Source organism: Anaerotaenia torta, from assembly GCF_050433395.1.
In the GTDB taxonomy this organism is placed as follows: Bacteria; Bacillota; Clostridia; order Lachnospirales; family Lachnospiraceae; genus Mobilitalea; species Mobilitalea torta.
The window spans coordinates 128,631-150,539 of record NZ_JBNPXH010000007.1; the positions used below are offsets into that span (position 1 = coordinate 128,631).

Sequence of the window (21,909 nt, forward strand, 5' to 3'; positions counted from 1 at the left end):
TATGGTATACATTGTTATTCCCGTATGCTATAATACCGTTAAAAATTAATTGTTCCGCATCGAAAAGGAGGTCAGCCGTATATGCACTATGCCGATTATAAAACCATACTTTCCCCCCATAATAATATGAATCTGTATCGCGGCTGCTCCCATGGCTGTATCTATTGTGACAGCCGAAGCACTTGTTATCAAATTAATCATGATTTTGAAGACATCGAGGTGAAGCGCAGCGCTCCGCAGATTCTGGAAGAGCAGCTGCGCCGGAAGAGGAAGCCGTCCATGATTGGCACAGGGGCAATGTGTGATCCGTATATCCCTTTGGAAGAAGAGCTGCAGTTGACCCGCAGATGCCTTGAGCTGATTGAGCGGTTTGGATTTGGCCTTGCAATTTTGACCAAATCCTCCCGGATCCTCCGGGATCTGGATTTATTAAAGGCGATCAATGAAAAGACGAAATGTGTTGTTCAAATGACATTAACTACCTATGACGAGGAGTTATGCCGGAAGCTGGAGCCCAATGTATCCTCCACATCAGAGCGCTTCCATGTGCTGGAGGTCATGCGGGAGAACGGGATACCGACGGTTGTATGGCTTAGCCCTATTCTGCCTTTTATTAACGATACGGAGGAAAACCTGCGGGGATTGTTGGATTACTGCATACAGGCCAAGGTCCGGGGGATCGTATGCTTTGGTTTTGGAGTTACTTTAAGGGAGGGCGACAGAGAATATTTCTATGCCCAGCTTGACCGGCTTTTTCCCGGAATGAAACAGAGGTATATCCAGGCCTTTGGAAATGCGTATATGTGTGACAGTCCGAAGCATAACCGCTTGATGCGTATTTTCGAAGAAACATGCCGTCAGCACAATATTCTTTGGAAAACGGAGGAGGTTTTCGCTTACTTACAGGAGTTTGAAACAAAATATCAGCAGCTGTCGCTGTTTTAAAGTGGGGGGATGGAATGAATAGAGAGCCGAAAATTATTGTACTGAGAGGAAATTCCGGGTCCGGTAAAACGACTATTGCTAAAGAACTGCAAAGGCGTTTTGGACACGGAACTCTACTTGTTTCACAAGACGTAGTAAGACGGGAAATACTATATGTGAAGGATGGACCGGAAACAAAAGCCATTGATTTACTGATTGAGCTTGTGAAGTATGGAAAAGAAAATTGTGCAACTGTAATATTAGAGGGTATCTTATATGCAGATTGGTATCAAAGACTATTTGAAGCAGTGAAGGAAGCGTTTGGAAGTCATATCTATGCTTACTATTTTGATATTCCTTTTGAAGAAACTCTCTTTCGCCACGGAACAAAACCGAATGCCGGAGAGTTTGGAGAGGAAGAAATGAAACGTTGGTGGAGAGAAAAAGATTATCTGGCAGATATATCTGAGTTTATAATAGGCAAGGACATAGCGGCAGATGCAATCGTTAATATGATAATGCGGCAAACGAATGGATAAACACTTTTTTATTGTTTGAATTCAAATGAGGTGGAGCGATGAGATTATCAGAGAGGTTAAGATCGGTAAATATCTTGTTTTTATTAAAAACAGGCGCAGGCTCGGCAATTGCCATTCTGATCGCCAATGCCTTCGGCTTGCTCTACAGTCCGTCTGCCGGAATTATAACCCTGCTTACGATACAGAATACGAAGCGGGAAACCCTGTCCATTGCCGTAAAGAGAATGGAGGCCTTTGTGCTTGCGGTGCTGTTGTCCTATCTGATCTTTCAAAGCATGGGCTATACACCCTATGCTTTCGGTCTCTTTGTGGCTCTTTTTGCCGCCTTCTGCTTTCTGTTGGGACTGAAGGACGGAATATCCATGAACGCAGTGCTGATGACGCATTTTCTTGTGGAAGGTCATATGGGCCTGGGACTGATTGTGAATGAAATTGGAATCCTCGTTATTGGCATGGGAATCGGAATCCTTCTTAATTTGATGATGCCCAGGAACATCCATAGAATCCGCAGGGAGCAGATGGGGCTGGAGGAGGAGATGAAGAAGGCTCTAAGAGGAATCGGAGGATTTCTTAAGGGGCAGGAAAAAAGCCCGGATTTTACAGAGCTGGAGCGGTTGGCCCAGCGGCTTCTGGAGACCGCATATGAAGAAGCGGGCAACCATCTCCTTAGTGATACCAGATATTTTGTATCCTATCTGGAGATGCGTCGGCTTCAGATCGGCGTACTGAAGGATATTGCATCAACCATAGCGCAGATGGGCACACTTCCTGTTCAAGCGGAGAAGGTTGCCGGCTTTCTGGAAGATACGGCCCTGTCCTTTCATGAAAAGAATAATGTAACCGGCTTGCTGGCCATATTGGAACAGCTAAAGGAGTATTTCCGGAATGACCGGCTGCCCCAGACCCGTGAAGAATTCGAGGCGCGGGCGCATCTCTATCAGGTGATGAAAGAGCTGGAATATTTTTTGATGCTGAAAAGAAATTTTGTTCTGGAACTGGAAAATGGAGACAGGAGAGATTATTGGATTTGAAGCTTTCCAACGACCGAATAAAATTCTTATCTTATCACATAATAAGCTATATATACGTTGCAAGCAACGTATACCTTGCAAGGTAGGGAATTTATTTGAGACAGGGAAAGGAACGAACTCATGCAAACGGACAGAACTGAAGCAAAGCAGCCGGAAGAGAACCAGGAGGAGCAGGAGAAAGAAAAGCTGGAAAAAGAAAATGAAGACCTGAAGGATCAGAAAATAAATGAATATGGGCAAACGGTACTGGATAACGGGAAAAGAGACCATAAGATACACCTTCTGTCGATCATCGGTGAGATCGAAGGGCATGAGTGCCTGCCCCAGCATAATAAAACAACAAAGTATGAACACGTTTTGCCCCAATTGGCTGCGATTGAAGACAGCACTGAGATTGACGGGCTGCTGATTTTAATCAATACGGTTGGGGGTGATGTGGAGGCGGGGCTGGCCATTGCCGAAATGATTGCTTCCTTAAGCAAGCCCACCGTCTCCCTGGTTCTTGGCGGTTCCCATTCCATCGGAGTTCCGCTGGCGGTATCCGCAAACTATAGCTACATCGTTCCTACCGCAACCATGATTATTCATCCGGTGCGTATGAATGGTACGGTAATTGGCGTCACCCAGACCTTTGAATATTTTGAGAAGATACAGGACCGTATCATCAAATTTGTTGTTACCCATTCTGATATTGATTATAACAGCTTTCGTGATTTGATGCTGGCTACCAATCAGCTGGCTAAGGATGTGGGGTCGATTCTTGTTGGGGATGAGACGGTGAAGAAGGGGATTATTAATGAGGTTGGCGGAATCAAGGAAGCCTTGGCCAAAATTAATGAAATGATCGATTTGAAGGAAGGGGAGAGGTAAGAAGATGTTGTATACGGTAATGCCTTTGGAGCGGATATATGCCCGTCCGGCAAGCTATACGGATATCCGGCAGGAAAGGGCGGCGGATAACAGCACCACTCTACGGTACCGGGAGGTTACCCTGCCCCATGGCAGGATCGTGACCAGGCAGGAGGGGGAAGGCTATGTCATTGAACGGGTGAATTCTACGGATATGAAGGATTATTTGAATGAGGCCTATTCTCCGGGAAGGAATATGACAGAGTAAAATGCCTCGCAGGTCAGGCATCCCTTGTTAAGGGAGAATGAGAACTGGAGTGAGTGGCAGGAGGCGCAGAGATTTCCTGATATTTTCTTTGGACTTCTGATTCTGGCGTCACTGCCGCCGTCATCGCCCGGTTGGGTTCTGCTGTTTTCAGGTATCCCGTGCAAACCGCAGCTTTAAGACCTTGGATGATAATATCGGTTATACATATAAACACGCTCCTGACATGGACCCCAGGCAGGAGTAGAGCGCCTGTTGGAATATAAAGCATAAGGGCCGGGAAATGGATGCCTCCAGGGTGCTCTTCAAACCTCCGACGATTCCGCAGGAGATCGCGGATTACCGGGAGGAGACCGATGCGGAAGGGCTGCCGACGGATATCACTTTGTCCAGACTGCATGAGATCTTTCAATCCATTGTGAAAAAGAAGGCTCGTTAACAAATGTTAATAAATATGAACATTAATAAAAACATGTTGTTGCTTGGTACCGAGTTATGATATAATGAAAGCGGAATGAGGAAACGCAAGCTTGCTTGCGATTTCCGATTGGAGCAACAAGATCATGAACGCGTCCTTTGTTCATGATATAATCTCATATGTAAAATAACGAAAGGGTTATATTAGATGAAACGAGCAAAAATACAAGATATAGCTGATTTGCTGGGGATATCCAGGGTGACAGTGTGGAAGGCGTTTAATAACAAAGAGGGTATCTCCGAGGATATGAAACGCAAGGTGCTGGAATGTGCCGCTGAGATAAACTACCAGCCGTCCATACTCCAGGAAGCGGGACTGTCTTTACCGTTGAAGAAACAAACATTAGTATCTGTGGTGGTATCCCGGCCGGAGACCTCGGCATTCTGGGTAAAAATTATCCACCAGCTTGCAGAAGAGTTTTCAAATAGCGGAATCGGGTTGATGTACACTTACCTTCCGGAGCATATATCGGAGGGTTATGTACTCCCGCAAGCTTTAACAGATGGGAGCATTCAGGGAATTATTATTATGAATGTATATGATGAACCCTTGCTCCAGCTGTTAAATAAGCTGGCAATACCGAAGGTGTTTCTTGATATTGTTGCAGCTATGACCATGGATACCTTAAACGGCGATCTGCTGCTTCTGGAAGGCAGGGACAGTATTAAGGAAATAGTCACCTCTTTGATTAAGAAAGGTCATCAGCGAATAGGCTTTATTGGTGATATACAATATGCGAAAACCAATATGGAACGTTATGAGGGATATGTATCGGCAATGTATCAGTTTGGATTATCCGTTGATCCGAATATCTGCTATACCGGTAGTATGACTTTAAAAACCTATGTTAAAACCATCGAGGAATTTATGGATGGCATTACCCGGCTGCCGGATGCCTTTGTGTGCGTGAATGATCATGTTGCCAATATACTGGTTCAATATCTTGAAAGCCATGGACACAGGGTTCCTGAAGATGTGGCGGTATCCGGTTATGATGATAATAATGAATTCAATTACACAAAAAATTTAACAACAGTTCAGGTAAACAATTCACAGATTGGAAAACGTCTGGCAAAACAGCTGTTATACCGGATAGATAATATTGATAACCCCTATGAGGTTACTTATGTGCGCACAAAAGTTATTTACAGGAACTCAACAGGTGAATAAAAAGTTTCATAGGACTATAGAAAGAGGTTGTTATGAAGAAAACAGACTGGCAAGATCCGACTTTTTTGCAAAAAGGCAGAGAAAAAGAAAGAGCTTACTTCATTCCCTATGATAATCTGGATTCGGCATTACAGGATGTGAAGGAGCAATCCCTCTTTTATAAGTTATTGAATGGCATCTGGGATTTTAAGTATTATGAAAGATATTACGATATGCCGGAGATAATTGAAAATTGGGACAGTATTCCGGTTCCGTCCAATTGGCAGATGTTCGGGTATGATAAACCCTATTATACCAACATTAATTATCCCCATCCCGTGGACCCTCCCTATGTGCCTGATGAAAATCCATGCGGTGTTTATAAAAGGATATTTCAGCTTGAAGAAGCCTGGGGAGAGAAAGAGATTTATCTTGTATTTGAAGGAGTTAATTCCTGTTTCTATCTGTATGTGAATGGGCAGGAGGCCGGTTATAGCCAGGGCAGCCATATACCCGCGGAATTTCGCATAACATCATACCTTAAGCAGGGAAATAATGAATTAATGGTTAAAGTACTGAAGTGGTGCGATGGAAGTTACCTGGAAGATCAGGATTTTTTCAGATTATCCGGTGTTTTTAGAGATGTATACCTGTTAGCAAGAGAGAAAGTACATATACAGGATATCAGAATAGAGAGTAATTTGTCCGAAGTTATGGCTCAGGTCAATATCCTGAATCGGGAAGATAATCTATCGGAGCTGCCTGTATGGAGCAGTCTTTACGACGGAGAGGATCTTATAGAGCGAAAACAGGTGATTAACGGTAAGGTTGCCTATACAGTGAAGACTCCAAACTTATGGACGGCAGAGACCCCGAATCTGTATTCCCTGGTATTCCAAACGCCGGGAGAATTCATACCGATACAAGTGGGGTTTCGGACCATCGGGACCACCAATAGGGGAGAGCTGCTAATCAACGGAACTTCCGTGAAGCTAAAAGGTGTGAATCATCATGATACTCATCCTGTCAAAGGGCATGTAATGTCAATGGACGATATCCGTAAAGATCTCATTGCCATGAAGCGGTTAAACATCAATACAATACGCACCTCCCACTATCCGCCAACATCGGAATTCTTAAAACTGTGCAGCCAATATGGCTTTTATGTGGTGGATGAGGCAGACCTGGAAATGCATGGCTTCTCTGCCAAGTCAACGGGATGTGAATACAAGGCCTATGCAAAAGACTGGCTTACGGATCATCCGCTGTGGGAAGAAGCCTTGTTGGAAAGAATAAGAAGGATGGTAGAGCGGGATAAAAATCATCCCTGTATTATTATGTGGTCTTTGGGAAATGAATCCGGATACGGAACCCATTATGATAAAATGTGTGAATGGATCAGAACCAGGGATCAGGTTCGGTTAATACACTATGAAAGAGCCAATATGGTGGATAATCCCTCTTGTTTTGATGTGGTCAGCTATATGTATATGAGCATGGAAACCCTTGAACGAGAGGGGAAGAATAAAGATGAAAGGCCCTATTTTTTGTGCGAATATTCCCATGCCATGGGAAATGGGCCGGGAGATGTAAAAGATTATACAGATATGTTTTACCGTTATCCCAGACTGATTGGCGGATGCATCTGGGAGTGGGCCGACCATGCTGTGTTAAAGGACGGGAAGTATTACTATGGCGGAGATTTCGGGGAAGCCACAAATGATGGAAACTTTTGTGTGGATGGCTTGGTTTTTGCAGACCGAAGCCTTAAGGCCGGCTCCTTAGAGGCAAAGGCCGCCTATCAGTACATAAAAGCAGAATTGCTTGATGGTACCCGCGGCGAGATAAGCATAACAAATCTTTATGATTTTACTGATTTGAATGAATTTCTGCTAAAGTGGGAAATAACAGCAGACGGAGAAACAGTAGAACAGGGAGAACTGGCAGTGGAGCTGGAACCCCATCAGTCAAAGAAAATAACTTTGGCATATAGGCTTCCGCTCAGCTGCAGGCTGGGCTGCTGCCTGAATCTGTCCTTAGTCAGGCGGTATGGCTGCCAGTGGGCCGAAGCAGGTTATGAAACGGCAATGATACAGTTTGAATTGCCCCAGGTACCCCTTGAAAGCTGGGAAAGAAAAGTATCCGAGGGGGTCCTTAAGGCAGAAGAAACAAAGGATATATTAACGGTCACCTGCGGTGATATGGAATATTGTTTTGACAGGAATAGAGGGGTCCTTTCTGGTTTTGGTGTGAAGGGAGAGAACCTGCTGAAAGAAGCGGCAAAGATTACGGCCTGGAGGGCGCCGACAGACAACGACAGGTACATAAAACATCAATGGGGGCTTTTGACGGATATTTACCGCGGATGGAATATAAACCGTTTGTTCCATAAGTGCTACCATATGGAATGGAAAAAAGACGATGAGGACTGCATTGTTGTTTTCGTAAAGGGAAGCCTGGCAGGGGTTGCAAGAGAGCCTTTTGCAAGATATGAAGCCTGCTACCGGATAGATCCTCAGGGATATCTGGTCATTGATCTGGAGGTAAACATTCACGAAGACTGTATCTGGCTGCCGAGATTCGGTTTTGAGTTTGTATTACCGAAGGAGATGGAGCAAATCGAATATTTCGGAAAAGGACCTTATGAAAATTATATTGATCTGTGCCATCATGTGAAAACCGGGCGGTATCATTCTACGGTAACCAGCCAATATGTTCCCTATATAATGCCTCAGGAGCATGGCAACCATACCGGTGTGAAATATCTGAAGGTGTATGAGGAAAATGGAACCTGTGTGGAATTTTACTCAAAACAAGGCTTTGAGTGCAATGTATCCCACTATGATTCGGAACAGCTGTCAAATGCTTTGCATAACCATGAGCTGGAACCCGGCAATCAAACAGTAGTCCGGGTGGATTATAAAGTAAGCGGTATTGGTTCCCATAGCTGCGGCCCGGAATTAATAGAAAAATACAGGCTTAAGGAGAAGGCATTTCATTTTTCCTTCGGGATCCGCCCTTGGAAGGATATGGAGTGATAAATAAAAGCATTCAAAAATAAAGAAAACCTGGTGTAAAAGCCGGGTTTTTTTAACAAAAAGTATATGAGAACAAGGAGAATGGATCAATGAAAACATTTATGGAAAAATTAATATCAGTGGTACCAAGGGAAAATCAGATTAATTGGCAGAAGCTTGAGTATACGGCTTTCTTTCACTACGGGATGAATAGTTTTACGGATCGCGAATGGGGAACGGGGAAAGAGGATATATCCTTATTTTCTCCTCAAAACTTAAATACGGATCAGTGGTGTGAAATTTTGAAAAAAGCTGAAATAAAGGCTTGTATCATAACTGCAAAGCACCATGACGGATTCTGTCTTTGGGATACGGCATATACGAAGCATTCCGTGATGCATACTCCGTTGCAAAGGGACATTGTTGCAGAGCTTGCCGCTTCCTGTGAAAAATACGGAATAAAACTGGGGGTATATCTGTCCCCCTGGGATATGCATGAACCCGTCTATGGCAGCGGAGAGGAATATAATAATTTCTTTTGCGGACAGTTAACGGAATTATTAACGAAGTACGGCAAACTGTACAGTGTATGGTTTGATGGAGCCTGCGGAGAAGGTCCCAATGGCAGGAAACAGGAATATGACTGGAAACGCTATTATGAATTGATACGGATGCTGCAGCCGGAAGCAGTGATTGCCGTATGCGGGCCGGATGTACGCTGGTGCGGAAATGAGGCGGGAGATTGCAGGGAATCGGAATGGAGTGTTGTACCGGCAGAGGTTTTCTCCCAGTCGAATATAATGGAGAATTCCCAGAAAGCGGATGATGCAGAATTTCGTAAGCAGGGGCTGGACCAACAGACAAAAGACCTTGGCAGCCGTGATGTTGTAAGAAAGGCGAAGAACCTGATCTGGTATCCGTCGGAAGTGGATGTGTCCATCCGGCCGGGCTGGTTCTATCACGAAGCAGAAGATCATCAGGTAAAGGCATTCGATGATTTAAAGCGTATCTATCTTAATTCTGTCGGAGGTAACAGTGTACTGCTGCTTAATATACCCCCTCATAAAGATGGATATATTACAAGATTTGATGAGGAACGGTTAACAGAGTTGGGAGATTTCATCAGAGGAGCTTTTCAACACAATTATGCGCAACAGGCAATCGTAAAGGCAGCGCTGACAGAGGAGGGATATCAGGCTGCCAATATTGTAAAAGACGATGAAAGCTGTTGGAAAGCCGTTGATTATTGTGATTCCTGCGAAATCATAATTAAACTGCAGAAAGCGGAATTGATTCATTATATCATTCTCCAGGAGCAGATCAGACTGAGCCAGCGGGTGGAAGCTTTTGAAATATGGGCAGAAATCGAAGACCAGGGAAATCTTATGATTTATAGCGGGACTACAGTTGGGTATAAGAAGATATGTGAGGTTGCTCCAACAAGAATTACAGCACTGAAGATTGTTTTTAAAAAATTCCGGGTGGCTCCCGTGATCCGGTTTGTAGGACTTTATTAATGAAACAAAGATTAATAATAACCTTGTGAAAGTGTTAACATATGTAAACGATTAATAATGTATTGGAAATACTATTAATAGAGTATATTTTAGAAAAAATAATGATTTTACTTTTTTGAAAAATTTAAATTAGTAAAAAAACATATAAAACTTTGTTTGCAAGGAGAAAATTTGTTTAAAACATTTAAAAACATATTGACACAAGAAAAAACACATGTTAAAATTATGTTAGTATTTCAGAAATGATGTTAACATAAATGTTAACCAAAGATGTTTTGAAAACAATATAAATTATGATTTGTTTTGCATTGTCAGATTAACAACCTATGATATGGGTTAAGTTTCATTGGTTGATTTTCGCATAGCGAGTAAACTCACTTATGGCTTTGTATGCCGCTGAAGCGGCAGATGGAGGTTGATATGAAAAAGGCTTCGGATAAGAAAAAAAGAAAAAGAGGGCACTGGACGAAAGATGATACTCAATTATCGCTGCTGGCTTTGCCTACCTTTGTATGGTATGTGCTGTTCAGTTATTTACCCATGTTTGGAGTGATAATCGCCTTTAAGAATTATAGGATTTTTCCGCGTAAAGGGTTTCTCTATAATCTGATACATAGTGAATGGTCCGGTTTTGGAAATTTTGTGTACATGTTTAAATCAAACAGTTTTGCATTATTGCTGCGTAACACTATTTTATATAATGTTGTATTTGTTATATTGGGTATTCTGATTCCTGTTACACTGGCAATTATGCTCAGCCTGATACATGGCAAGGTCAAATCGAAGATCTATCAGACTTGCATGTTCTTTCCGCATTTCTTATCCTGGGTAGTTGTAAGTTACTTTGTTTTTTCCTTTCTAAGTTCGGATAAGGGTATCTTTAATCAGATTTTGGATGCTATGGGGAAAGAAACGGTTCAATGGTATATGGAAGCGAAATACTGGCCTTTCATTCTCGTTTTTATGAAGATGTGGAAGGGGGTCGGATATGGAACAGTTGTTTATCTGGCATGTATCACAGGGGTTGATTCTACCTATTATGAAGCGGCGGTGATTGACGGAGCTACAAAGTGGAAGCAGGTAAAATATATAACCTTACCATGTTTAAAGCCTATCATAATTATGATGTTCATCTTAAGTATCGGCGGCATCTTTAGTTCTGATTTCGGACTCTTTTATCAGGTGACAAGGGGGATACCGGCTTCCCTTTATAATGTTTCATCAACTATCGATACTTATATTTATAACGCAATAAGATCGAATTCACCGATTGGAATGACGTCTGCAACATCACTTCTGCAATCTGCTGCGTGCTGCATCACGATTTTATTGGCGAACTGGATCGTGAAAAAAGTAGATGACGAATATGCAATCATATAAATTAAGCTGGAGGAAGGAGAAAAGTGATGTCGAGAAAAAATAAAGAGGCCGCTTCTAACTATAAATTAAATAGAGTTTCAAAACCGGTTAACTTTATATTTAATATTATTTTTGTGATATGTGCGCTGACAGCGATTGTACCTTTTATATTTGTAATTATGATATCGGTATCGTCGAAGCAATCCATTGCGAAATGGGGATACCAATTCATTCCCAAGGAATTTTCCCTGGATGCCTATCTATTCTTATGGAATGAAAAGGAGACGATACTGGGCGCTTTTGGAATTTCCCTGCTGGTTACCATACTGGGAACCATAATCGGCCTGCTGCTTACTTCCTCCATGGGCTATGTTTTATCCAGAGCTGAGTATAAGCTGAAAGGATTTTTGACCTGGGTGGTATTTATTCCTATGATTTTTGGCGGCGGTATGGTGGCTTCCTATGTGGTAAATATTAATATACTGCATTTAAAGGATTCCATATGGGCCTTGATACTTCCTCTGGCAGTATCCTCTTATAATGTGGTCATATGTAAGACCTTCTTTAAAACCAGTATACCGGATTCTATTGTGGAGGCAGCCAAAATCGACGGTGCCAATCAGCTTAGTATTTATACAAGGATCATATTACCTATTTCAAAGCCTCTGCTGGCTACCATCGGACTGTTTTTAAGCTTTGGTTATTGGAATGACTGGTTCCAGTCCTCTCTTTATATTAATAATAATAAATTAATGTCATTGCAGGCGATCTTAAACAAAATACAAATGAATGTGGAATTTTTGGCTAATAATCCGTCAGCAGGGTTATCCGTCCAGGAATATAAGAATATGATGCCCACAGAGTCGGCCAGAATGGCAATTGCCGTAATGATCGTAGTACCCATTGCCTGTGCCTATCCGTTTTTTCAAAGGTATTTTGTTTCGGGCTTAACCATCGGTTCCGTAAAGGGATGATGAGAATACCCGGCGAACTAGTAAAGATTTATTAAAAGTATAGTTACTTTAATAAATAAAAAATCAAATTAACAGGAGGTATTTTATGAAAAGAAAGATGGCTTTGTTATTAACTCTCATGCTTGTCCTCAGCACAATCTTTGCAGGATGCTCCAAAGGTTCCAATGAGAACAAGAAAAACACGGACAGCCCGGGGACAGCCAATGAAGCAACTGCAACACCGGCAGGGAATAATAACACATCCGGCAAAGAGACAGTAACCTTAAAGTGGATTGCTGTCGGCAGCGGCATGCCCGACAATTATGATGCCTGGTTAGCGCAGATCAATCCATATCTGGAAGAAAAAATCGGGGTTAACATCGATATGGAAGTTGTATCATGGGGAGATTGGGGAAACAGAAGAAATATCCTTGTCAACTCCGGTGAATATTTTGATATTCTGTTTACTGACGGCAGTAACTTTACCAGCGATGCTGCTTTAGGTGCTTATTATGATATCAAGGATATTATAAAAACCAGCGCTCCTGATCTGTACAGCTATATTCCGGAGGACTATTGGAGTGCGGTATCCATTAACGGAAGTGTATATGGTATTCCTACCTACAAAGATTCCTCCATGTCCAATTTTATCGTATGGGATAAGGCAATGGCGGATAAATACAGCATTGATTATAAGAATATCCATACCCTGGAAGCCCTTACCGAGCCTTTGAAGAAAATTACAGAAGGAGAAGGAATTGCGGCTTTCCCCATGGATCAGAACGGACTTAGCATGATTTTCAGCTTATATGATTCCGTCGGGCTTGGAATTCCTTGCGTTGGCGTAAGGTATGATGATGGAAGCCGTACGGTGGTAAATGCCCTGGAGCAGGAAGATATTATGTCCCAGCTGAAAATCATTAATGAGTGGTATAAAGCCGGTATCATTAATCCCGATGCCCCTTCTACCTCAGAAACACCAACATATAAAGCGGTAAGTATCGCTCAGGGCTGGCCTTCTGCTGCAAAAACCACCTGGGGACCTAATATGGGGGTAGAAGCCGAAGCGATTCAGATTAACGATACGATAGTTTCCAATGAAACGGTCCGCGGTTCAGTAAATGCAATTTATTCCGGTGCAAAATATCCTGAAAAGTGTCTGGAATTCTTACAGCTTGTAAACCTGGATTCGAAAGTCAGGGATGCCTTCTACTTCGGTGTTGAAGGAGAAAACTTCAAATACACAGATGACGGTAAAATCGAAAGGCTTAATACAGACTGGAAGATGGCAGGATATACCCAGGGTACCTTTTTTACGGTTTCCCAGCTGACAACAGATGAGTTTAATCAGTGGGATGAAGTAAAAGCGTTAAATGAAGGTGCAAAACCTTCTGTTCTGTTAGGATTTAACGCAGATTACTCCAACATTCAGAATGAACTTGCCAACTGCAGAGAAGTATACAACAAGTATAAGAGTGAATTATTAACGGGTGCGGCTGCTCCTGAAGAGACAGCGGCTAAGATCACCAAAGAATTAAAAGCTGCCGGACTTGATACCATTCTCACAGAAGTACAGAATCAGATTAATGCTTATTATAAATAGGAAAAGATATTAAATTGTACTGAGTTTATATATACTGCTCCAGGATAAAGATACTATATTTCCATGCATAAGATTTTTGCTTGGACACAAATAAAATAAAAATTGTGGTATTGTAAATATTAAACGGGCTGTTACAAATACAGGCAGAGAGTTCGTTGCGGGGGGTTGCAATAGCCCGTTTAAATCTTGATTCGAGTGTCAAAGGAAACCTTTAGACACTCGAATCAGTCATATTTTGAAAATAAGTTGGATTATTTTTTAATTCTAATTATCAGATAAATCATGCGGCAAATGTCAGACAGCAGTGCTTGACTAATCATATAATTAAAGTTTCAAAAGGTGCTTTTGATGCTTTAATCATAATATTATGGAGGATAACAGATGAGTAAAATTATTGGAAGGTCCTATCCGAAGCTTCCATGGCAGGATAAACCGGAAGGGCTCCGGGATCCGGTCTGGCGATATGATGCTAACCCGATTATCCAAAGAGGGGCAACACCGACATCAAACAGCGTCTTCAACAGTGCGGTAGTGCCTTTTCAAGACGGTTATGCAGGGGTGTTCCGGTGTGACAGTAAGGCCATAACTATGGACATCTATGTGGGATTTAGTAAGGATGGTGTTCAATGGGACATTCAGCCGGGGCCTATAGAATTCATCGGGGAGGACGAGGAGATTACGAAAAAGGTCTATCGTTATGATCCGAGGGTTTGTTATATGGAAGACCGTTATTATATTACCTGGTGCAACGGATATCATGGTCCGACTATCGGAGTGGGATATACCTTTGATTTTAAAACCTTTGTTCAATTGGAAAATGCCTTCCTCCCCTTTAACCGAAATGGAGTCCTTTTTCCCAAAAAAATTAATGGTAAATATGCAATGCTAAGCCGACCCAGTGATAACGGCCATACCCCTTTCGGAGATATCTATTATAGTCAGAGCAATGATCTGGAGTATTGGGGGCATCACCGATATGTAATGGGAACCTGTGATTTTGAAGTTTCAGGATGGCAGTCCACAAAAATTGGAGCCGGAGCTACTCCCATAGAAACAGATAAGGGATGGCTGCTGATATACCACGGTGTTCTGGCAACCTGCAACGGGTTCGTATACCGCATGGGATGTGCCCTGCTGGATATGGATAAACCCTGGAAGGTGAAGAAAAGAACCAGGAATTATATTCTGGCGCCAAGTGAGTTGTATGAAATAACAGGAGATGTACCTAATGTGATATTTCCATGTGCGGCCTTAACGGATGCCGATACCGGAAGAATTGCCATTTATTATGGTTGTGCGGATACCGTAGTGGGATTGGCCTTTACAACGGTTGATGAATTAATGGCAGCTATGGAGGAATTTTAGAGATCAGGTGGACAACACATAGGATAAGTTGATAAAATACAGTATAGGAAGCAATGAAAAAAGAATATAAAATCTTTAAGGTAGAAAGAGGTGTCTATGGTGTTTTTAGATAAGCGGATTCGTGTAATCTGCGACCAATTAAAGAAGCTTTCCGTGGTACAAAAGCTTCCTGTTGATGACTGGAAATTCAAAAGGGGGAATTATGTCCATCCGGAGGATGTAGATAAGGCAGGAGAAGAATGGGAAGGATTTGACTGTAAAACCATGCACTGGTACGGCCCGGATCAGCATTACTGGTTCCGCAGTGAATTCACGGTACCCCAGGCTATGGAAGGAAAAGCGGTATGGATGAACGTAAGAACACAGATTGATGAATGGGATGACGGTAAAAATCCGCAATTCCTATTATTTGTTGACCGTACGGCAACCCAGGGAATTGATATGAATCATAGGAGAGTCCTTTTGACAAAGGAAGCGGTCTCCGGGCAGACCTACCATTTGGATCTGCAGTCCTATACGGGAACGATACATAGTGAATTCAATCTGATCGTGGAAATGATGGAGATTGATCCGAGGATTGAAAAGCTCTATTATGATATCCAGGTTCCTTTGAGCGCCTTTTCCCGAATGGATAAGGAGGATAAGGTAAGAAAGGATATTGAGACGGTATTAAATAACTGCATTAATTTACTGGATCTTCGGATCCCTTACTCAAAAGAATTTTATGAATCCCTGGAAGCAGCGGATCAATATCTTGATAAAGCCTTATATGAGGATATGGCGGGATTTGAAGATGTGATTGCCACCTGCATCGGCCATACCCACATTGATGTTGCCTGGTGGTGGACCGTAGAGCAGACCAGAGAAAAGGTTGCGAGAAGCTTTGCCACTGTTTTAAAGTTTATGGAGGAATATCCGAATTATAAATTCATGTCAAGCCAGCCCCAATTATATTCTTTCCTTAAGGAAAGGTATCCTGAGCTTTATGCCCGGTTAAAGGAAAAAGTGAAGGAAGGCAGATGGGAGCCGGAAGGCGGTATGTGGGTAGAGGCTGATTGTAACCTTACCTCAGGAGAGTCTCTGGTCCGTCAGTTTATTCACGGCAAGAAATTCTTTAAAGAGGAATTTGGCGTTGATAACCGGATTCTCTGGCTTCCTGACGTATTCGGCTATTCCGGGGCGCTTCCCCAGATTATGAAGAAATCCGGAATTGATTATTTTATGACTACCAAGCTGGCATGGAATCAATTTAACAAGATACCAAACGATACCCTGCTTTGGAAGGGCATTGACGGAACGGAAATCTTTACCCATTTTATTTCCACCCTTGGAGTGGGCCAGAGTGCCAATGAATACTTTACCACGTACAACGGAATGCTTCATCCCGATTCCATTATGGGCGGCTGGATGCGTTATCAGAATAAAGACATAAACAATGATATCCTGATTTCCTATGGATACGGAGACGGCGGTGGCGGTCCCACCAGAGAGATGCTAGAGACTTCCATCCGCATGGAAAAGGGGATAAAAGGAATACCAAAAGTACGCCAGGAATTTTCCGGAACGTATTTTGACGAATTGTATGACAGAGTGAAGGACAATAAAAGGCTTGCAGTCTGGGAAGGGGAATTCTATTTTGAATACCATAGAGGAACCTATACTTCCATGGCAAGAAACAAGCGTTCCAACCGTAAGAGCGAGCTGATGCTGATGGACCTGGAGCTCCTTTCCGTGATGGCATTAAAGCAGGATATCCCTTATCCGGCAGAAGAGCTTGATGCAATGTGGAAGAAGGTGCTGTTGAACCAGTTCCACGATATACTGCCGGGTTCCTCCATCAAAGAGGTATATGAGGTTACGAAGCAGGAATATGCAGAACTGAAAGAAAAGGCCGAAGCGATGATAACAGACCGTCTGGGGGCATTAACCGGCAGCGGGGAAGGAATTACTGTGTTTAACACCCTGGGCTTCCTCCGGGATGATATTGTTCATCTGGGCGGCCTGGACGTGCAAGCCCTTAAGGATGATGACGGTAATATCTATCCGGTTCAGAAAACGGCGGACGGCGGGGTTGCTTTCCTGAAAGGGCTGCCGTCTAAGGGAAGTAAGACCTTTGAAGCAGTAAGCTTCAGGAAAGGGGAGGTACCTTTCCTTTTAAGCGGCAACTGCCTCGAAACACCTTTTTATATCATAGAGCTTGATGAACGGGGACTGTTTACCTCCCTCTATGATAAAGAGAACGACAGAGAAGTATTACAGGCAAGGCAGCAGGGGAATCTGTTCCGGATCTATGAAGATAAGCCCATTTATTTTGATAACTGGGATATTGATATCTTCTATACGGAAAAATCCTGGGATGTCACCGATGTTTCCCGTATGGAATGGACGGAAATAGGTGAGGTTCGTGCAACCCTGGAAATAGACAGAAAGGTCAGCCAATCGGTTATCCGGCAGAAGATATATTTCTACGCCGGCAGCAGAAGAATTGAATTTGATACCTATGTTGACTGGAAAGAGCACCAGCATCTTTTGAAAGTGCACTTCCCTGTCAATATCCACTCCGATGAAGCTGCCTTTGACATTCAATTCGGTAACCTTACAAGGAAGGTACATAGCAATACCAGTTGGGATGTTGCCAGATTCGAGAGCTGCGGACACAAGTGGATCGATTTATCGGAAGGCCATTATGGTGTTAGTCTGTTAAATGATTGTAAGTACGGTCATTCCATAAAGGACGGCAATATGGCGATTACCCTGATTAAATCCGGTATTGAACCCAATCCTGCAACGGATCAGGAAGAGCATTGCTTTACCTATGCCATCTATCCTCATGCCGAAACCTGGAGAGCAGCCGATACCGTCAGGGAAGCTGCCAGCTTAAACCAGCCGGCTTATGCAGTTAAGGGAGGTGTCCCCGGTGAGGCTGCTTCTTATGTGTCCATCGACAAATCCAATGTCATGATAGAGACTGTAAAACAGGCGGAAGATGGAGACGGCATAGTACTTCGTATCTATGAATTTGAGAATGCCTTAACCAAAGCGAATGTCAGCCTTGGAATTTCTGCAGATATTTTGTCCGTCGAGGAGTGCAATCTGCTGGAAGAGGTAATTGAGGCCGTTCCCAGAACGGAAAAGGGCTTTGCTTTCGAGATAAAGCCTTATGAGATAAAAACCTATAAAATTAAATTCAAATAAGAGGTCGGGATGAATTATTTGTATCAGAACAGCAGACTTTCTCCAATTGAACGGGCAAAGGATTTGTTATCCCATATGACAGTGAGGGAAAAGGCAGGACAGCTTAACCAGCATCTATACGGATTTCAGGCTTATGAACGAAAGGGAAGCGATGTTATAATAAGCAGGGAATTGAAAGAAGAGGTAAAGTATTATGGAGGCTTGGGGGTGCTCTATGGACTGCATCGGGCGGACCCCTGGTCGGGGAAAAATTATGAAAACGGACTGACTGGCATCCTTGGTCCCCAAGCCTATAATATAATACAAAAATATGTCCTGGAGCATTCCAGATTAGGAATTCCCATGCTGTTAAGCTCTGAATGCCCCCATGGACATCAGGCCCTTGACGGATATCTTCTGCCGGTGAATCTCAATGCCGGTGCAGCCTTTCATCCGGAGCTGTTAAGAAGGGCCTATGCGGTCTGCGGCAGCCAGTTAAAAGAATTGGGAGTCCATATGGCGCTTATTTCCGTGCTGGATATCTTAAGAGATCCCAGGTGGGGAAGAAGTGAGGAATGCTACAGCGAAGATCCCTATCTTGCCGGTGTGCTGGCAAAGGCTGCTGTTATGGGAATCCAGAGCAACGGTATAGCTGCCGTAGCAAAGCATTTCTGTGCCCAGGGAGAAGGCACAGGTGGAATCAATGCCAGTGCCGCCCGTATCGGAGAAAGGGAATTGAGGGAAATCCATCTGCCCGCTGCAAGAGCCTGCTGTCAGGCGGAAGTGAAAGGGATCATGGCAGCTTACAATGAGATAGATGGCATACCCTGCCACAGCAATAAGAAGCTGCTGACGGATGTTCTCAGGGGAGAGATGGGCTTTGATGGTGTTGTGATGGCAGACGGCCTGGCAATTGACCGGTTGAATGGTATGACGGGGAATCATGCGCTGTCGGCAACCATAGCATTAAAGGCCGGTATTGACATCAGCCTGTGGGATGAAGGCTTTACCAGACTGGAGGAGGCATATGAGAGCGGCTTCCTGGAGCCGGAGGACCTTGACGGGGCCGTATTCAGGGTATTGAAGCTGAAGTTTGAAATGGGCCTTTTTGAGAAGCCTTATATTGAAGAGAAGGATATATCGGCGTACTATTCTTATCAAAACCATCCGGAAGCACTTCAGCTAGCCAGAGAATCCGTGTGCCTGTTAAAGAATGAGGATAATATCCTTCCTTTGCACGGAAACAAAATACGCTCTCTTGCGGTAATCGGACCAAATGCAGATGAAATCTATCATCAGTTGGGAGATTATACGCCGCCTGTTCGCGGGGAGGCCGGGATTACCGTATTAAAAGGGATAAAAGAATTCCTTAAGAGTAATAAGGAAGATGTAACAGTAAAATTCTCAAAAGGCTGCGGGTTAATTAAGAAAGAGGAAGACTATATAGATGAGGCTGTCCGGTTAGCAAAAGGCTGTGATGCTGTGATTCTTGTCCTGGGCGGTTCCTCCAGCCGGTTTTCAAGGGCTGAATTTGATGCAAACGGTGCGGCAAAATCAAAGGAAAGCCTGGATATGGACTGCGGGGAAGGGATAGATTCAGTGGATTTAAGCCTGCCCGGCTTGCAGACCCGGCTGGCAGAAGCAATATACCAAACGGGAAAGCCGGTGATTACCGTCCTGATACAGGGCCGCCCCTATGCGATAGAAGAAATAGATCGGTATTCCAAAGCCCTGCTATGTGCCTTTTATCCTGGAATGCAGGGAGGGCAGGCTGTTGCTGAAATACTATTTGGGAAAATCTGTCCTTCGGGTCATCTTCCGGTTTCCCTGCCAAGGCATGTTGGCCAGCTGCCGGTTTATTATAATTACAAGGACTCTTATAAGGCCATGGGTTATTATAATATGACGGAAAGTCCCCTGTATTCCTTTGGATACGGTTTGTCCTACACGAATTTTCAATACAATGAGATAGGGCTTAAGTTCCTGTATCATGAAGATTGCAGAAAAGAAGAGCGGCAAAACCAATGTTCAGACAGAATCGAACTGGCGTTGAGCCATATAAAGAAGGGCAGGATTCGATTGGAGGTTAGTATAAGCAACTGCGGCAACTATGACGGTTATGGGCTGCTGCTTCTTTACATAAGGGATATGCAGTCCAGTGTCATACAGCGTGTTATGGAACTGAAAGATTTTATCAAGGTGTGGGTTAATAAAGGAGAGACGAAAAAAGCGGTCTTATATCTTGATGAAGAAAGGGTCTCAATCTGGGATAATAAAATGGAGTTCAGACCGGAAGCCGGAGAGCTGCAGTTGATGTTATCCGACGGCTGCCATACTTTCTGGCAGGGGAAGGTTGTATTACTTTAAATAGAATGGGTTGTTTCTACACTGATTATAAATTCGTGGAGAAACAGCCCATTTTTGGTGCTAAGTAAATTGTAAAATGTTAATATATATATTTAACATTTTAAATAATTATTATAATAATAGAATCAAATAATCAGTAAAATTAACTTTATACATAAAAAATATTAAAAATAGCTTGTTATTTGTTTCATAATGTTATATAACAATGTTAAGAGATATAGAAATATTTATACTTTTACGAAACGTATTATGCTCACATACTAAAATAATATTTGCGTAGTGAGGGGGAAGTAATTATACATGAAAAAGAAACTATTAGCCTACGTCGGCAGTGGAGATATTACGAAAGAGGATGTACAAAAATTAACACATATTAATATTGCATTCGGCCATATACATAGTGACGGTACGATTTCTGCAAAAGACCATAGAATCGTAAAGCTGATACCGGAGATGAGAAAATGGAATCCTGATATAAAAATAATCTTATCAATTGTCGAAGTAGGCGGCAGCGGATTTTCAATCTGCTGTAAAAGTGAAGCGTTAAGAGAAAAAGCTGCATCCAACTTAGCCGCTATTGTGAAAGAATGTGATCTGGATGGCGTTGATCTGGATTGGGAATATCCTTGCTCCCCTTGTAATGGGAGTAAGGTATCGGCCGATGATAAACAGAATTTCACCTTACTTTGCAAAGCCATTCGTCAGCATCTAAATGCGGTTGATGGTGAGAAACGAATTCTTTCTATCGCGGCAGGAGCAGATGTATATTATGTCCACTGTGTTGAACTCCCGGAGCTCATGAAATATCTTGATTATATCTGTTTGATGACCTATGATCTGAAATGCGGTTTTCATTCACTATCGGGTCATCATACACCTTTGTATTCCAATGTGGGAGATGTACTCATGAATAGCTGTGATCAGGCCCTTCGGTTATTTCATGAGTCCGGTGTTCCTAAGGAAAAGCTGTTAATGGGAACGGCATTTTATTCCAGAAAGTGGGTTAATTTAAATGGCCGTAATCATGGGCTGCTGCAGATCAGTGACACCAGAGGAAGCTATGGACCGGATTATGATGTCCTGGCAAAAGAATACATTAATAAGAATGGGTATATTCGCTATTGGGATAATGAAGCAAAAGCGCCTTATTTATTTGACGGCTCCTCATTTCTTTCCTATGATGATGAGGAATCTTTAAGGCTGAAGGCAAGATATACCATCCAGCATGGTTATGGAGGAGTGTTTTATTGGGAACATAAATGTGATAAGACAAGAGTGTTGCTTAATGCGTTATATCAGGAGCTAAAGGAGGCGTAGTA

Annotated in this window: 16 protein-coding genes; all 16 read left to right on the top strand. The window is 43.0% G+C overall.

All coding sequences use genetic code 11. From position 1 onward, the window contains the following. Nucleotides 1-81: 81 nt before the first annotated feature. Nucleotides 82-945, top strand: a complete 864-nt coding sequence (locus HNQ56_RS12910; RefSeq protein WP_429146714.1) for an SPL family radical SAM protein — start codon at nt 82-84, stop codon at nt 943-945. 14 nt (nt 946-959) lie between these two features. Continuing rightward, on the top strand, nt 960-1,463 hold the full coding sequence (locus HNQ56_RS12915) for a kinase (RefSeq protein ID WP_429146717.1): 504 nt from the start codon (nt 960-962) through the stop codon (nt 1,461-1,463). Nucleotides 1,464-1,501: 38 nt separating this feature from the next. Further along, a complete protein-coding gene (locus HNQ56_RS12920; protein ID WP_429146720.1) occupies nt 1,502-2,494 on the top strand; it encodes an aromatic acid exporter family protein in 993 nt (330 codons plus the stop codon). A gap of 120 nt (nt 2,495-2,614) precedes the next feature. Next, nucleotides 2,615-3,364: a ClpP family protease gene (locus HNQ56_RS12925; protein ID WP_429146722.1), complete on the top strand. Its 750-nt coding sequence runs from the start codon at nt 2,615-2,617 to the stop codon at nt 3,362-3,364. 4 nt (nt 3,365-3,368) lie between these two features. Further along, a complete protein-coding gene (locus HNQ56_RS12930) occupies nt 3,369-3,611 on the top strand; it encodes a YlzJ-like family protein (protein ID WP_429146725.1) in 243 nt (80 codons plus the stop codon). Nucleotides 3,612-3,891: 280 nt separating this feature from the next. Further along, nucleotides 3,892-4,047 (top strand): hypothetical protein, encoded by a 156-nt coding sequence (locus HNQ56_RS12935; protein ID WP_429146727.1) that lies wholly within the window; start codon nt 3,892-3,894, stop codon nt 4,045-4,047. A 186-nt stretch (nt 4,048-4,233) separates the two neighbouring features. Further along, on the top strand, nt 4,234-5,256 hold the full coding sequence (locus HNQ56_RS12940; RefSeq protein ID WP_429146729.1) for a LacI family DNA-binding transcriptional regulator: 1,023 nt from the start codon (nt 4,234-4,236) through the stop codon (nt 5,254-5,256). Nucleotides 5,257-5,288: 32 nt separating this feature from the next. Then, nucleotides 5,289-8,273: a glycoside hydrolase family 2 TIM barrel-domain containing protein gene (locus HNQ56_RS12945; RefSeq protein WP_429146731.1), complete on the top strand. Its 2,985-nt coding sequence runs from the start codon at nt 5,289-5,291 to the stop codon at nt 8,271-8,273. A gap of 89 nt (nt 8,274-8,362) precedes the next feature. Continuing rightward, the gene (locus tag HNQ56_RS12950) at nt 8,363-9,769 is read left to right on the top strand and encodes an alpha-L-fucosidase (protein WP_429146734.1); all 1,407 of its coding nucleotides are present in this window, start codon (nt 8,363-8,365) and stop codon (nt 9,767-9,769) included. A gap of 420 nt (nt 9,770-10,189) precedes the next feature. Next, on the top strand, nt 10,190-11,149 hold the full coding sequence (locus tag HNQ56_RS12955; protein WP_429146737.1) for an ABC transporter permease: 960 nt from the start codon (nt 10,190-10,192) through the stop codon (nt 11,147-11,149). A gap of 26 nt (nt 11,150-11,175) precedes the next feature. Next, entirely contained in the window at nt 11,176-12,102 is a 927-nt protein-coding gene (locus HNQ56_RS12960; protein ID WP_429146739.1) for a carbohydrate ABC transporter permease, read from the top strand. Between the two features lie 85 nt (nt 12,103-12,187). Continuing rightward, nucleotides 12,188-13,684: an ABC transporter substrate-binding protein gene (locus HNQ56_RS12965; protein WP_429146741.1), complete on the top strand. Its 1,497-nt coding sequence runs from the start codon at nt 12,188-12,190 to the stop codon at nt 13,682-13,684. Between the two features lie 381 nt (nt 13,685-14,065). Next, nucleotides 14,066-15,049 (top strand): glycoside hydrolase family 130 protein, encoded by a 984-nt coding sequence (locus HNQ56_RS12970; RefSeq protein WP_429146743.1) that lies wholly within the window; start codon nt 14,066-14,068, stop codon nt 15,047-15,049. A 96-nt stretch (nt 15,050-15,145) separates the two neighbouring features. Further along, nucleotides 15,146-18,244: an alpha-mannosidase gene (locus tag HNQ56_RS12975; RefSeq protein WP_429146746.1), complete on the top strand. Its 3,099-nt coding sequence runs from the start codon at nt 15,146-15,148 to the stop codon at nt 18,242-18,244. A gap of 9 nt (nt 18,245-18,253) precedes the next feature. Next, nucleotides 18,254-20,590: a glycoside hydrolase family 3 N-terminal domain-containing protein gene (locus HNQ56_RS12980; protein ID WP_429146749.1), complete on the top strand. Its 2,337-nt coding sequence runs from the start codon at nt 18,254-18,256 to the stop codon at nt 20,588-20,590. A gap of 300 nt (nt 20,591-20,890) precedes the next feature. Beyond that, nucleotides 20,891-21,907, top strand: coding sequence for a glycoside hydrolase family 18 protein (locus tag HNQ56_RS12985; RefSeq protein ID WP_429146752.1), 1,017 nt, complete (start codon nt 20,891-20,893; stop codon nt 21,905-21,907). Nucleotides 21,908-21,909: the final 2 nt, after the last annotated feature.

Excerpts from the sequence above, each read along its gene's own strand:
- HNQ56_RS12910 (WP_429146714.1), top strand. The coding sequence starts at position 82 with ATGCACTATGCCGATTATAAAACCATACTTTCCCCCCATAATAATATG.
- HNQ56_RS12915 (WP_429146717.1), top strand. The coding sequence starts at position 960 with ATGAATAGAGAGCCGAAAATTATTGTACTGAGAGGAAATTCCGGGTCC.
- HNQ56_RS12920 (WP_429146720.1), top strand. The coding sequence starts at position 1,502 with ATGAGATTATCAGAGAGGTTAAGATCGGTAAATATCTTGTTTTTATTA.
- HNQ56_RS12925 (WP_429146722.1), top strand. The coding sequence starts at position 2,615 with ATGCAAACGGACAGAACTGAAGCAAAGCAGCCGGAAGAGAACCAGGAG.
- HNQ56_RS12930 (WP_429146725.1), top strand. The coding sequence starts at position 3,369 with ATGTTGTATACGGTAATGCCTTTGGAGCGGATATATGCCCGTCCGGCA.
- HNQ56_RS12935 (WP_429146727.1), top strand. The coding sequence starts at position 3,892 with ATGGATGCCTCCAGGGTGCTCTTCAAACCTCCGACGATTCCGCAGGAG.
- HNQ56_RS12940 (WP_429146729.1), top strand. The coding sequence starts at position 4,234 with ATGAAACGAGCAAAAATACAAGATATAGCTGATTTGCTGGGGATATCC.
- HNQ56_RS12945 (WP_429146731.1), top strand. The coding sequence starts at position 5,289 with ATGAAGAAAACAGACTGGCAAGATCCGACTTTTTTGCAAAAAGGCAGA.
- HNQ56_RS12950 (WP_429146734.1), top strand. The coding sequence starts at position 8,363 with ATGAAAACATTTATGGAAAAATTAATATCAGTGGTACCAAGGGAAAAT.
- HNQ56_RS12955 (WP_429146737.1), top strand. The coding sequence starts at position 10,190 with ATGAAAAAGGCTTCGGATAAGAAAAAAAGAAAAAGAGGGCACTGGACG.
- HNQ56_RS12960 (WP_429146739.1), top strand. The coding sequence starts at position 11,176 with ATGTCGAGAAAAAATAAAGAGGCCGCTTCTAACTATAAATTAAATAGA.
- HNQ56_RS12965 (WP_429146741.1), top strand. The coding sequence starts at position 12,188 with ATGAAAAGAAAGATGGCTTTGTTATTAACTCTCATGCTTGTCCTCAGC.
- HNQ56_RS12970 (WP_429146743.1), top strand. The coding sequence starts at position 14,066 with ATGAGTAAAATTATTGGAAGGTCCTATCCGAAGCTTCCATGGCAGGAT.
- HNQ56_RS12975 (WP_429146746.1), top strand. The coding sequence starts at position 15,146 with ATGGTGTTTTTAGATAAGCGGATTCGTGTAATCTGCGACCAATTAAAG.
- HNQ56_RS12980 (WP_429146749.1), top strand. The coding sequence starts at position 18,254 with ATGAATTATTTGTATCAGAACAGCAGACTTTCTCCAATTGAACGGGCA.
- HNQ56_RS12985 (WP_429146752.1), top strand. The coding sequence starts at position 20,891 with ATGAAAAAGAAACTATTAGCCTACGTCGGCAGTGGAGATATTACGAAA.